A 12625-nucleotide genomic window follows, 5' to 3' on the forward strand; every position below is an offset into this window, starting at 1 on the left:
ACCGAGGTGTCATGAAGATTCCCGCGTGCCGTCTCGCTGATCTGCCGCGAGGCGAGGCCTACCGGCTCGACATCGACCCGCCGGTCTCGGTGTTCCACACCGACGACGGCGAGGTCTTCGCCATCGACGACACCTGCACCCACCAGGACGCCTCGCTCGCCGACGGCTGGCTGGAGGGCTGCGAGGTGGAATGCCCGCTGCACGCCTCGAAGTTCGACCTGCGCACCGGTGCCGTCGACGCCCCGCCGGCCAAGCTCCCGGTCCGTACGCACGAGGTCGTCGTCGAGGACGGCATGGTCTACGTCCAGTTGTCCACGGACGCACCCAACCTCCCGCCCTGTATCGCGGCCCGCCTCGCCGGAGGTCCCGCGTGAGGACGGTGGCCGTGGTGGGCGCCTCGCTCGCCGGACTGTCGGCGGCGCGCTCACTGCGCAAACAGGGCTACGACGGACGGCTGGTCGTCGTAGGGGACGAGCTCCATCGCCCGTACGACAGGCCCCCGCTGTCCAAGGAATTCCTCGCCGGCACCCTCGGTGAGGCGGACCTCGCGCTGGAGACGGACGACGAGGACCTGCGCGCGGAGTGGCTGCTCGGCGTCCGCGCCACCGGACTCGACCGCGCGGACCGCGCCGTCCGCCTCTCCGACGGGCGGGAGCTGCGCGCCGACGGCATCGTCATCGCCACCGGCGCCGCCGCCCGCACCCTGCCCGGCTCGGAAGGCCTCGCCGGAGTGCACACCCTGCGCACCCTCGACGACGCCCGCGCCCTGCGGGACGAACTGGCCCAGGGGGGACGCCTGGTGGTGATCGGCGGCGGCTTCATCGGCGCCGAGGTCGCCTCCACCGCCTACGCCCTCGGTGTCGATGTGACGGTGGTCGAGGCGGCCCCGACCCCGCTCGCCGGACCCCTCGGTGCCGAGATGGGGGCCGTCGTCTCCGCCCTCCACGCCGACCACGGCGTACGGCTGTTGTGCGGTGTGGGCGTCAAGGGCCTCAGCGGGGAGCGCCGGGTCGACGCCGTCCTGCTGGAGGACGGCCGGAGCCTCCCCGCGGACATCGTCGTGGTCGGCGTGGGCGCACGGCCCTGCGTCGAGTGGCTGGCGGGCTCCGGCGTGACGCTCGACAACGGCGTCAAGTGCGGCGCGGACGGCCGCACCAGCCTGGCCGGCGTGGTCGCCGTCGGGGACTGCGCCAACTGGTACGACCCCCGTACGGGCTCCCATCGTCGCGTCGAACACTGGACGGGAGCGCGGGAGCGCCCCGACGCCGCCGTCGCCACCCTGCTGGCGGGCGGTGCGGTGGAACCCGGTGTACCGAAGCCGCCGTACTTCTGGTCGGACCAGTACGGAGTGAAGATCCAGTTCGCCGGTCACGCGACCGGCGCCGACAGCGTGACCGTCGAGGAAGGCACCCCGGACGACCGCGATGTCCTGGCCGTCTACCGGTGCGCGGGCCGGCCGGTCGCCGTGCTCGGGATGAACCAGCCCCGGCTGTTCACTCGTTGGCGCAAGCAGCTCGCCCTCGCGACATCTTGACACCGCCTCTGCGGCACCCCAAGCTGCGGTTGCGTACAGCGATCACTGTTGCGCCATGAACAACTTGGCGCCTTATGTCGCATCACCCCCAAACGCCGTCCGGAGTCGCTCTTCCCGGCGCGTGAATGACCGATCCACGACGTTTCCCGAGGAGTGCACCGTGACCTCGACCAGCCTGCCGGACAGCCTGATCGCCACCCTCCCCGGCTCCTCCTACACGGATCCCGGGATCTTCGCCCAGGAGCAGGAGCGCATCTTCGAGACCATGTGGTTCTGTGTCGCGCGCTCGTCGGACCTCGCCAAGCCCGGCGCCTTCCGCACCGTCGACGTGGGCCGCGAGAGCATCCTCGTCACCCGCGCCCGCGACCACTCGGTCCGCGCCTACTTCAACGTCTGCCGGCACCGCGGCGCCAAGCTCTGCACCGAGGAGAGCGGCGAGGTCAAGCGCGCCTTCCAGTGCCCCTACCACGCCTGGACGTACGGCCTCGACGGCAAGCTCGTCGCGGCGCCCAATCTCACCAAGATGCCCGACGTCGGCCGCACCGAGTACGGTCTGGCGGCGGTGGCCACCCGTGAATGGCTCGGCTACGTCTGGGTCTGCCTCGCGGAGAACCCGCCCTCCTTCGAGGAGGACGTCATCGGCGCGGTCGTCGAACGGCTCGGCGACGTCGAGTCCATCGAGCGCTACGACATCGACAACCTCTCCGTCGGCAAGCGGATCGTGTACGACGTCAAGGCGAACTGGAAGCTCATCATCGAGAACTTCATGGAGTGCTACCACTGCGCCACGATCCACCCCGAACTCACCGAGGTGCTCCCCGAGTTCGCCGACGGCTACGCCGCGCAGTACTACGTCGGCCACGGCGCCGAGTTCGGCGACGACGTCCAGGGCTTCACCGTCGACGGCTCCGAAGGCCTCGACCGCATACCCGGCGTCGCCGAGGACCAGGACCGCCGCTACTACGCGATCACCGTGAAGCCGCAGGTCTTCATCAACCTCGTCCCCGACCATGTGATCTTCCACCGGATGTACCCGATGGCCGTCGACCGCACGATCGTCGAGTGCGACTGGCTCTACCTCCCGCACGTCGTCGACAGCGGCAAGGACGTCAGCCGGTCCGTGGAACTCTTCCACCGCGTCAACCAGCAGGACTTCGACGCCTGCGAGCGCACCCAGCCCGGTATGAGCTCACGGATGTACGCCAAGGGAGGCGTACTGGTGCCCAGCGAGCACCACATCGGTGCCTTCCACGACTGGGTGAACGAGCGCCTGGGTGCCCAACAGCCGTAAGGGCGAGGGTGGCTCAGCCCAGGTACCCCATACGGTGGCTGATCTCCTCCGCGCCCTTCAGCAGTATCGGGGCCAGCTCGTGCAGGCGCTCCTCGGTGAACCGGTACGCGGGCCCGGAGGCGCTCAGCGCCGCGATGACCTCGCCGTCCCGATTGCGAATCGGGGCGGCCATGGCGTGCAGCCCGATCTCCAACTCCTCCAGGGTCCAGGCGTAGCCGCGCTCCAGCGCCAGCGCGAGGTTCTTCTCCAGCTTCGTCTTCGCGGTGATGGTGTGCGGCGTGACCTTCTTCAGGCCGGTCTCCGCGAGCAGCGCCGCACGCTCCTTGGCGGGCAGATGGGCCAGCAGCACCTTGCCGCTCGACGTGGCGTGCAACGGGGTCAGCTGGCCCACCCAGTTGTGCGCGGTGACGGCGCCCGGGCCGCGCACCTGGTACAGGTTGATCGCGTAGTGCTCCTGCATCACGGCGATGTTGACGGTCTCGCCGATCTCCTCGGCCAGCCGCTCGCAGACCGGGCGGCCCTGCTGGGTGATGTCGATGCGACCGGTGACCGCGCCGGCCAGGCGGACGATGCCGAACCCGAGCCGGTACTTGCCGCGTTCGCCGGCCTGCTCCACCAGACCGCGCGCCTCCAGGGCGCCGAGCAGACGGAACGCGGTGGACTTGTGAACATCGATCTCGGCCGCCACCTCGCTGACGCCCGCCTCGCCGCGCTGGGCGAGTATCTCCAGAACGCTGATGGCACGGTCCACCGACTGCACGCCGCCGGACTGTGAAGTGGACGTTTCGGTCTCAGGACTGTAGTTGCTCACAGTGAAACTATACGCGTAGTAAACAACACCCGTGCAGTTACATCTGTGAAACGAAGCCTGTCGAAGTTGCGCACCTCGCAACCTGGTGCGTATGGCGACACGGTATTAGCATGCCTCGCGTATATACGGCGCGAGCGAGACGAGGCACCATGGCTCCTGTGCAGTACGACTTCGTCATCGTCGGCGGCGGATCGGCCGGCAGCGCACTGGCGAACAGACTCTCCGCGGACCCCGCGAACCGGGTGCTGGTGCTGGAGGCCGGCCGGTCCGACTACCCGTGGGATGTCTTCATCCACATGCCCGCGGCGCTGACCTACCCGATCGGCAGCCGGTTCTACGACTGGAAGTACGAGTCCGAGCCCGAACCCCACATGGGCGGCCGGCGCGTCTACCACGCGCGCGGCAAGGTCCTCGGCGGCTCCAGCAGCATCAACGGCATGATCTTCCAGCGCGGCAACCCCATGGACTACGAACGCTGGGCGGCCGACGCCGGCATGGAGAGCTGGGACTACGCGCACTGTCTGCCGTACTTCCGGCGCATGGAGAACTGTCTCGCGGCCGACCCGGACGACGAGTTCCGCGGCCACGACGGCCCCCTCGTCCTCGAACGCGGTCCCGCCACCAACCCGCTCTTCGGCGCCTTCCTCAAGGCCACCGAGGAGGCGGGCTACGCGCCCACCGACGACGTCAACGGCTACCGGCAGGAAGGCTTCGCGCAGTTCGACCGGAACGTCCACCGCGGACGCCGCCTGTCGGCCTCGAAGGCGTACCTCAAGCCCGCGATGAAGCGGCCCAACCTCACCGTGCGGACCCGCGCCCTCGTCACCCGTGTCCTCTTCGAGGGCAAGCGGGCCGTCGGCGTCGAGTACCAGCGCGGCCGGGGCGCCCCGCAGCGGGTCCGTGCCAAGGAGGTCATCCTCTGCGGCGGCGCGATCAACTCCCCGCAACTGCTCCAGCTCTCCGGCGTCGGCAACGCCGAGGAGCTGAGCGCCCTCGGCATCGACGTCGTCCACGACCTCCCGGGCGTCGGCGAGAACATGCAGGACCATCTGGAGGTCTACGTCCAGTACGCCTGCAAGCAGCCGGTCTCCATGCAGCCGTACATGGCGAAGTGGCGTGCCCCCTTCATAGGACTGCAGTGGCTCTTCCGCAAGGGCCCGGCCGCCACGAACCACTTCGAGGCCGGCGGCTTCGCCCGTAGCAACGAGGACGTGGACTACCCCAACCTGATGTTCCACTTCCTGCCCATCGCGGTCCGCTACGACGGCTCCTCGCCCGCCGGCGGCCACGGCTACCAGGTGCACGTGGGCCCCATGTACTCCGACGCCATCGGCTCGGTGAAGATCAAGAGCAGGGACCCGCGCGAGCACCCGGCGCTCCGCTTCAACTACCTCTCCACCGAGCAGGACCGCCGCGAATGGGTCGAGGCGATCCGGGTGGCCCGCAGGATCCTCGGCCAGCCCGCGCTCGCCCCCTACAACGACGGTGAGATCTCGCCCGGCCCGAAGGTGGAGACGGACGAGGAGATCCTCGCCTGGGTCGCCAAGGAGGGCGAGACCGCGCTGCACCCGTCCTGCACCTGCAAGATGGGCACCGACGACATGGCCGTCGTCGACCCCACCAGCATGCGCGTCCACGGCCTGGAGGGACTGCGCGTCGTCGACGCCTCCGTGATGCCGTACGTCACCAACGGCAACATCTACGCGCCGGTGATGATGATCGCCGAGAAGGCCGCCGACCTGATCCTCGGCAAGCAGCCGCTGCCGCCGTCGAAGGCCGCGTACTACCGCCACCGCGACGCCCAGAAGCAGGCGGGGTAGACGTTGGGAGCCGCGGGGCTCCGGGCGCTGCTGCACAGCGTCCGCTACGAGGTGCTGCCCGCCAAGGCGACCGAGGACAAGGTCCTCGCCCATGTCCCGCGCGACGTCGTCGTCACCGTCACGGCGTCGCCGGTCAAGGGCCTGGAACCGACCCTCGACCTGACCGCCCGGCTCGCGGGTCACGGCTATCGCGTCGTCCCGCACGTGCCCGCGCGGCTGCTGCGGGACGACGCGCATCTGAAGGAGGTCGTGGTGCGGCTGGCCGAGTCGGGCGTCGAGGACGTCTTCGTCCCGGCGGGCGACGCCGACCCGCCCGCCGGGGCCTACGACGGCGCGCTGCCCGTACTGCGCCGGCTGACCGAGCTCGGCAGCCCCTTCACCCGGGTCGGTGTCACCGGCTATCCCGAGAGCCATCCGCTCATCCACGACGACATCACCGTCCAGGCCATGTGGGACAAGCGCGAGCACGCCACGTACATCGTGAGCAACCTCTGCTTCGACCCGCGGGTGCTGGGGGAGTGGATCGCCCGTGTACGACATCGGGACATCACCCTGCCCGTCCATGTGGGCGTCGCGGGGCCGGTGCAGCGGGCGAAGCTGCTGTCCATGGCGACGAAGATCGGGGTGGGGGAGTCGACACGCTTCCTGACCAGGCACGCCTCATGGTTCCTGCGCTTCGCCGCGCCCGGCGGCTACTCGCCTCACAAGCTGCTCACACGCGCGGAGAGCGCCCTCACCGCCCCCTCGGCCGGGGTGGCGGGCCTGCACCTGTTCACCTTCAACCGGATCGCCGAGACGGAGCGATGGCGGCGGGCTCTGCTTGATCGGCTGGAGGGCTGAGGCCCGTGCTCGAACGCCGGACGGGCTGGTAGCCCGTCCGGCGCTCGTATACGGACCCGTACCGCTCAGCGGAAGACCACCGTGCGGTTGCCGTCGATCATCACGCGGCTCTCGCTGTGCCACTTCACCGCGTGCGCGAGCACCTGGGCCTCCACGTCCCGTCCGACCGTGACCAGTTCGCCGGGGTCGAGCGAGTGGTCCACCCGGACCACGTCCTGCTCGATGATCTGCCCCTCGTCGAGGTCCGGCGTCACATAGTGCGCCGTCGCGCCGACGAGCTTCACGCCCCGGTCGTAGGCCTGGTCGTACGGACGAGCGCCCTTGAAGCTGGGCAGGAAGGAGTGGTGGATGTTGATGGCACGGCCCTCCAGCTGCTTGCACAGGTCGTCGGAGAGGATCTGCATGTAGCGGGCCAGCACCACCAGGTCGATGTCCAGCTCGCGCACCAGCTCCAGCAGGCGTGCCTCGGCCTCGGGCTTGGTGTCCCTGGTCACCGGGATGTGGTGGAAGGGGACGCCATAGGTCTCCGCCAGTCCCTCGAAGTCGCGGTGGTTGGAGACGATGGCGGGGATCTCGATGTTGAGGGCGCCCGTGCGGCAGCGGAACAGCAGGTCGTTGAGGCAGTGGCCGAACCTGGACACCATGATCAGCGTCCGGGTCGGGGTCGAGGCGTCCCGTAGGGTCCAGGAGATGCCGTAGGCCTGGGCGACGGGGCCGAAGCGGTAACGCAGATTTTCCAGGTCGGCGGTCGGATCGGAAACGTCGAAGTGGACCCTCATGAAGAAACGGCCCTGGAGTCGATCATCGAACTGCTGGCTCTGCAGGATGTTGCCCGAGTTCCTGACGAGGAAGCCGCTCACGGCGTGGACCAGGCCGGCGCTGTCGGGGCAGGACAGGGTGAGGACGAACTCACGGCCCGGTTGGGGGCGAGGGGACATGGATGGCCTCCGATGGTGCGTATTGCACAACATGGTGAGCGATACGCAACATGGTCGGCCGGGTGTCGCTCGCGGTCAAGGGAGCCCGGGCAACTGTCCGCATGACTGAATCGTCATCTGCCAACCTCTTGACGTTCGTCTGCCTGTTCGTAAAGGTGTTCCACCACAAGCAATTGAACGCACGATGCGCAACGCATTCCGGTCGAAGGGCACGGCGCGTGGCAGACCTGTATGTGGACGGTGAATGGCGGGAACCGGTCGGCGGAGGCCGCCGGGAGATCCGATGTCCCGCCGACGGCACCCTCGCCGCGACCGTGTCCGAGGGGACACGCCCCGACACCGAGGCGGCGATCGCCGCCGCCCGCCGCGCCTTCGACCAGGGCCCCTGGCCGCACACCCCCGAACGCGAACGCGGCGCCCTGCTGCTGCGCACCGCCGACATCATCGAGCGCGACGCCAAGGAATTCGCCCGCGCCGAATCGCTGGACACCGGCAAGCGGCTGGTGGAGAGCGAGTACGACATCGCCGACGTCGTCTCCTGCTTCCGCTACTACGGCGGCCTCGGCGGCACCGACGCCGGCCGCGTCATCGACACCGGCCGTGACGACGCCGTCAGCCGCGTCGTCCACGAACCCATCGGTGTGTGCGGACTGATCACCCCCTGGAACTACCCGCTGCTGCAAGCCGCCTGGAAGGTCGCCCCGGCCCTGCTCGCCGGCAACACGATCGTCCTCAAGCCCAGCGAACTCACCCCCTCCACCTCCATCCTGCTGATGAGGGCACTGGCGGAGGCCGGACTCCCGGCCGGCGCCGCCAACCTCGTCCTCGGCACCGGTCCCGAGGTGGGGGCACCGCTCTCCGAGCACCCCGCCGTCGACATGGTCTCCTTCACCGGCGGCCTGGAGACCGGCAAACGGATCATGGCCACCGCCGCGGCGACCGTGAAGAAGGTGGCGCTGGAACTCGGCGGCAAGAACCCCAACGTCGTCTTCGCCGACGCCGACTTCGAAACGGCCGTCGACTTCGCCCTCACCGCCGTCTTCCTGCACTCCGGACAGGTCTGCTCGGCCGGCGCCCGCCTGATCGTCGAGAACTCCCTCCACGACCGCTTCGTCGACGAGGTCGTCCGCCGCGCCCGCACGATCCGCCTCGGCGGCCCCTTCGACCCCGACGCCGAGACCGGCGCGCTGATCTCCGCGGCGCACCTGGCGAAGGTCGAGGCGTACGTCGCCACGGGCCTCGCCGAGGGCGCCGTCCTGCGCTGCGGCGGCGAACGCCCCACCGACCCCGCCCTCGGAGGCGGCCACTACTACCCGCCGACCGTCCTCGACGAGTGCCGGCAGGACATGCGCGTGGTGCACGAGGAGTCCTTCGGACCCGTGCTCACCGTGGAGCGCTTCACCGACGAGGACGACGCCGTACGCATCGCCAACGACACCGAGTACGGGCTCGCCGGCGCCGTCTGGACGCAGGACGCCGGAAAGGCCCAGCGGGTCGCCCGGCGGCTGCGCCACGGCACGGTGTGGATCAACGACTACCACCCCTATGTGCCGCAAGCGGAATGGGGTGGCTTCGGGCACTCGGGCGTGGGCCGGGAGCTGGGACCGACCGGCCTGGACGAGTACCGAGAGCCCAAACACATCTGGCAGAACATCCAACCCCGGCCGCAGCGCTGGTTCCGCGGCTGAACGCCGAAAAGAGGTCGATCGTGACCCCAACGCAGACCGTGGTGCCGCAGCGGCGCGGCACCCCCCGGGACTCGGACGGTACGCCGGTCATATCCGTGCGCAAGCTGTGGAAGGTGTTCGGGCCGAAGGCCGAGCGGGTCCCCGAGTCCGAGGAGCTGTGCGGCCTCACCCGCCGCGAACTCATGGACCGCACCGGATGCACCGCCGCCGTACGCGACATCGACTTCGAGGTGGCCCCCGGCGAGGTCTTCGTCGTCATGGGCCTGTCCGGCTCCGGGAAATCCACCCTCGTACGATGTCTGACCCGGCTGATCGAACCCACCGCCGGTGAGATCGTCTTCGAGGGCGAGAACATCCGCGACGCGGACGCGGCACGCCTGCGCGAACTGCGCCGCCGCAAGTTCTCGATGGTCTTCCAGCACTTCGGACTGCTGCCCCACCGCCGCGTCGTCGACAACGTGTCCTTCGGCCTGGAGATCCGCGGCATGGGCCGGGCCGAACGCATCAGACGGGCCCAGGAAGTCGTCGAACTCGTCGGTCTCGCCGGTTACGAGAACTCCTACCCCGACCAGCTCTCCGGCGGTATGCAGCAGCGCGTCGGCCTCGCCCGCCCTGGCCGGCGACCCCGACGTCCTCTTCTTCGACGAACCGTTCTCCGCCCTCGACCCGCTGATCCGCCGGGACATGCAGAACGAGGTCATCCGCCTCCACCACGAGGTCGGCAAGACCATGGTGTTCATCACCCACGACCTCTCCGAGGCCCTCAAACTCGGCGACCGCATCCTGATCATGCGCGACGGCAAGATGGTCCAGTGCGGCACCGGCGACGAACTGGTGGGTGCCCCGGCGGACGACTACGTGCGCGAGTTCGTGAAGGACGTGCCGCGCGGCGACGTGCTCACCCTGCGCTGGATCATGCGGCCGCCGCAGGACGGCGACGCCCTGGACGGCCCCGAACTGGGCCCGGACGTGGTGGTGCGGGAAGCCACCCGGGCCGTGCTGGCGGCCGACAAGCCGGTCAAGGTCGTCGAGAACGGTGAACTGCTCGGCATCGTCGGCGACGACGAGATCCTCGCGGTGGTCGCCGGGCAGGAAGGCGACATGTGATGACCGTCGTCATGGAGAAACCCGAGAAGACGGAGACCTCCGAACCAGTCGCTCCGGTCAAGGGCGTACGCAAGATCAGCCGGTCCATGGTGGTCGCCGCGATCCTCGTCGCCTGGCTGCTGCTCTTCGCCGTCCTCCGCGGCAGACAGACCCTGACCCTGGCGGCGGCGGACCTCACCGATCTGCACCACTGGTTCAACGACGTCAACGACTCGATCGGCGCCAACCGCAACTCCAACCCCGTCTTCCTCTACTTCTTCAATGAGATCCGCCTGGTCATCGACAATCTGGTGACCTTCATCCAGGAGCTGATCTCCCAGGCACCCGAGGGCCGCCCGGTCCCGCAGATCGGCTGGCTCGGCGTCATCGGCATCGCCGGCTACCTCTCCTGGGCCGCGGGCAACTGGCGGGTCGCCCTGCTGGCCGTGGCCGGCTTCACCTTCCTCGGGCTGCAGGGCCTGTGGCAGGAGAGCATGGACACCCTGGCGCTGACCCTCTCCGCGGTGTTCGTGGCGCTGCTGATCGGCATCCCGCTCGGCGTGATGGCCATTGTGCTGGACCGGGTCACCACCGCCGCCAGCGCCCGCGAGGAGTCGGCCCGCCGCTCCGACGGCCGCTTCCTCACCTGGCGCAAGCCCCTGCTCGGCGCGGGCGCCGTCGTCACGGCGGTCCTCGCCTATATGTCCCACACCTACGTCTGGGCGGCGGAGTTCCCCGGCGAGGGCGGCATCGGCAGGTCCATCGCGAGCACCGCCGACACCGTGACCACCTGGATCCAGGACCATCTGGCCGGCCTCACCAACGGCTTCCGCGACGCCATCACCAACGGTCTGCTCAACCCGTTCCAGACGCTGCTCACCGACTCCCCGTGGTGGCTCGTCGGCGCGGTCCTGATCGGCCTCGGTGTGGTCCTCGGCGGCCGGCGCGCCGGACTGACCGCCGCGATCTGTGTCGGTCTGCTGGTCGCCACGGGCGTGTGGTCGGACAGCATGACCACGTTGGCGTCGACCGTGTTCGCCACCGTGCTCGTCATGCTGCTGGGCGTGGGCTTCGGCGTGTGGATGGGACGCAGCCAACTGGTGGACAGGGTGCTGCGGCCCACACTCGACGCGGCCCAGGTCATGCCGCCCTTCGTCTATCTGGTGCCGTTCCTCGCCCTGTTCGGCCCCACCCGCTTCACCGCGATCGTCGCCGCCGTCGTCTACGCGGCACCCGTCGCCATCAAGATCATCGCCGACGGGGTGCGAGGCGTGCCCCAGGCCACCGTGGAGGCGGCCACCTCCGCCGGGTGCGACACCCGGCAGATCATCACCAAGGTCCAGCTGCCGATGGCACGCAGCGCTCTGACCCTCGCCACCAACCAGGGTCTGATCTATGTGCTGTCGATGGTTGTGGTGGGCGGCCTGGTAGGCGCGGGCGCCCTCGGCTACGACGTCGTGGCCGGCTTCTCGCAGGGACAGCTGTACGGGAAGGGGCTCGCCGCGGGGTTGGCCATCGTCCTTCTCGGAGTCATGTTCGACCGGATCACTCAGGCAGCGGCGCGACGTACCAGCGCGTAAGGAGTCACTGACCATGGCAAGGCAAGCAAGAAGATGGAGAGTCGGCGCGGTCGGCCTGGCCGTTCTCGGCCTCACCCTCACCGCCTGCGGCGGCGCGAAGGTCGGTGACGACTCCGCGGGCTCCGGCGGCTCGGACAGCTCCGGCAAGTGCGGCACCTTCAACCTCGCGGTCAACCCCTGGGTGGGTTACGAGGCCAACGCGGCGGTCCTCGCCTACGTGGCGGAGAAGGACCTCGGCTGCAAGGTCGTCCAGAAGGACCTCAAGGAGGAGATCGCCTGGCAGGGCTTCGGGACGGGCGAGGTCGACGCCGTGGTCGAGAACTGGGGCCACGAGGACCTGAAGAAGAAGTACATCACCGACCAGAAGACCGCCGTCGAGGCCGGCCCCACCGGCAACGAAGGCATCATCGGCTGGTACGTGCCGCCGTGGCTCGCCAAGGCGCACCCGGACATCACCGACTGGAAGAACCTCAACAAGTACGCGGCCGAGTTCAAGACCTCCGAGTCCGGCGGCAAGGGCCAGCTCCTCGACGGCGACCCGTCGTTCGTCACCAACGACGCGGCCCTGGTCAAGAACCTGAAGCTGGACTTCAAGGTCGTGTACGCGGGCAGCGAGACCGCGCTCATCCAGGCCTTCCGCAAGGCGGAGAAGGACAAGGAATGGGTGATCGGTTACTTCTACGAGCCCCAGTGGTTCATGTCGGAGGTGCCGCTCGTCAAGGTCGAGCTCCCCGAGTACAAGGAGGGCTGTGCCGCCGACGAGGCGAAGGTCGCCTGCGACTACCCGGTCTACAAGCTGGACAAGGTCGTCAGCACGAAGTTCGCCGAGTCCGGCAGCCCCGCCTACGACCTGGTGAAGAACTTCACCTGGACCAACGACGACCAGAACACCGTCGCCAAGTACATCGCGGTGGACAAGATGACGCCGGAGGCGGCGGCGAAGAAGTGGGTCGACGCCAACCGGGACAAGGTGGAGGCCTGGCTGAAGTAGAGCCCGGGGTTCCTGCCCGGGGCCGGACCGGTCGAACATGCCCGGT

The 12625-nt window shown here is 69.1% G+C and carries 10 protein-coding genes and 1 pseudogene; 9 read left to right on the forward strand and 2 right to left on the reverse strand.

What is annotated here, in order from left to right; all coding sequences use genetic code 11:
- Positions 1-11: 11 nt before the first annotated feature.
- From STRIP9103_RS25370 to STRIP9103_RS25380, 3 genes are all read left to right on the forward strand, one after another.
- Positions 12-374 carry a bifunctional 3-phenylpropionate/cinnamic acid dioxygenase ferredoxin subunit gene (locus STRIP9103_RS25370; RefSeq protein ID WP_048820958.1) on the forward strand — a complete coding sequence of 121 codons (363 nt, stop codon included), beginning with the start codon at positions 12-14 and terminating at the stop codon, positions 372-374.
- On the forward strand, positions 371-1534 hold the full coding sequence (locus tag STRIP9103_RS25375; RefSeq protein WP_009322387.1) for an NAD(P)/FAD-dependent oxidoreductase: 1164 nt from the start codon (positions 371-373) through the stop codon (positions 1532-1534). The genes STRIP9103_RS25370 and STRIP9103_RS25375 overlap by 4 nt, the downstream gene beginning before the upstream one ends.
- A gap of 160 nt (positions 1535-1694) precedes the next feature.
- Complete coding sequence (locus STRIP9103_RS25380) at positions 1695-2825, forward strand: aromatic ring-hydroxylating oxygenase subunit alpha (RefSeq protein WP_009322391.1); 1131 nt, start codon at positions 1695-1697, stop codon at positions 2823-2825.
- A gap of 13 nt (positions 2826-2838) precedes the next feature.
- On the opposite strand, the gene STRIP9103_RS25385 is transcribed toward STRIP9103_RS25380, so the two are convergent.
- Positions 2839-3585, reverse strand: coding sequence for an IclR family transcriptional regulator (locus STRIP9103_RS25385; protein ID WP_009322393.1), 747 nt, complete (start codon positions 3583-3585; stop codon positions 2839-2841).
- A 200-nt stretch (positions 3586-3785) separates the two neighbouring features.
- Between STRIP9103_RS25385 and betA the strand changes: the two genes are divergently transcribed.
- Positions 3786-5456 carry a choline dehydrogenase gene (gene betA, locus STRIP9103_RS25390; RefSeq protein ID WP_048820956.1) on the forward strand — a complete coding sequence of 557 codons (1671 nt, stop codon included), beginning with the start codon at positions 3786-3788 and terminating at the stop codon, positions 5454-5456.
- Between the two features lie 3 nt (positions 5457-5459).
- Entirely contained in the window at positions 5460-6296 is an 837-nt protein-coding gene (locus STRIP9103_RS25395; protein WP_009322379.1) for a methylenetetrahydrofolate reductase, read from the forward strand.
- A 65-nt stretch (positions 6297-6361) separates the two neighbouring features.
- Here STRIP9103_RS25395 and purU read toward each other — a convergent pair whose 3' ends face one another.
- The gene (purU, locus tag STRIP9103_RS25400; RefSeq protein WP_009322377.1) at positions 6362-7234 is read right to left on the reverse strand and encodes a formyltetrahydrofolate deformylase; all 873 of its coding nucleotides are present in this window, start codon (positions 7232-7234) and stop codon (positions 6362-6364) included.
- A gap of 218 nt (positions 7235-7452) precedes the next feature.
- On the opposite strand from purU, the gene STRIP9103_RS25405 reads away from it, so the two are divergent.
- The 4 genes and pseudogenes from STRIP9103_RS25405 (at position 7453) to STRIP9103_RS25420 (ending at position 12579) form a co-directional block, all read left to right on the forward strand.
- On the forward strand, positions 7453-8922 hold the full coding sequence (locus tag STRIP9103_RS25405) for an aldehyde dehydrogenase family protein (protein WP_009322381.1): 1470 nt from the start codon (positions 7453-7455) through the stop codon (positions 8920-8922).
- A 20-nt stretch (positions 8923-8942) separates the two neighbouring features.
- Positions 8943-10029: pseudogene (locus STRIP9103_RS25410) on the forward strand (quaternary amine ABC transporter ATP-binding protein).
- Between the two features lie 11 nt (positions 10030-10040).
- On the forward strand, positions 10041-11588 hold the full coding sequence (locus STRIP9103_RS25415) for an ABC transporter permease (protein ID WP_374005713.1): 1548 nt from the start codon (positions 10041-10043) through the stop codon (positions 11586-11588).
- 13 nt (positions 11589-11601) lie between these two features.
- Entirely contained in the window at positions 11602-12579 is a 978-nt protein-coding gene (locus STRIP9103_RS25420; RefSeq protein WP_009322383.1) for an ABC transporter substrate-binding protein, read from the forward strand.
- Positions 12580-12625 lie beyond the last annotated feature (46 nt).

It is taken from the genome of Streptomyces ipomoeae 91-03 (assembly GCF_000317595.1).
GTDB classification, from domain to species: domain Bacteria; phylum Actinomycetota; class Actinomycetes; order Streptomycetales; family Streptomycetaceae; genus Streptomyces; species Streptomyces ipomoeae.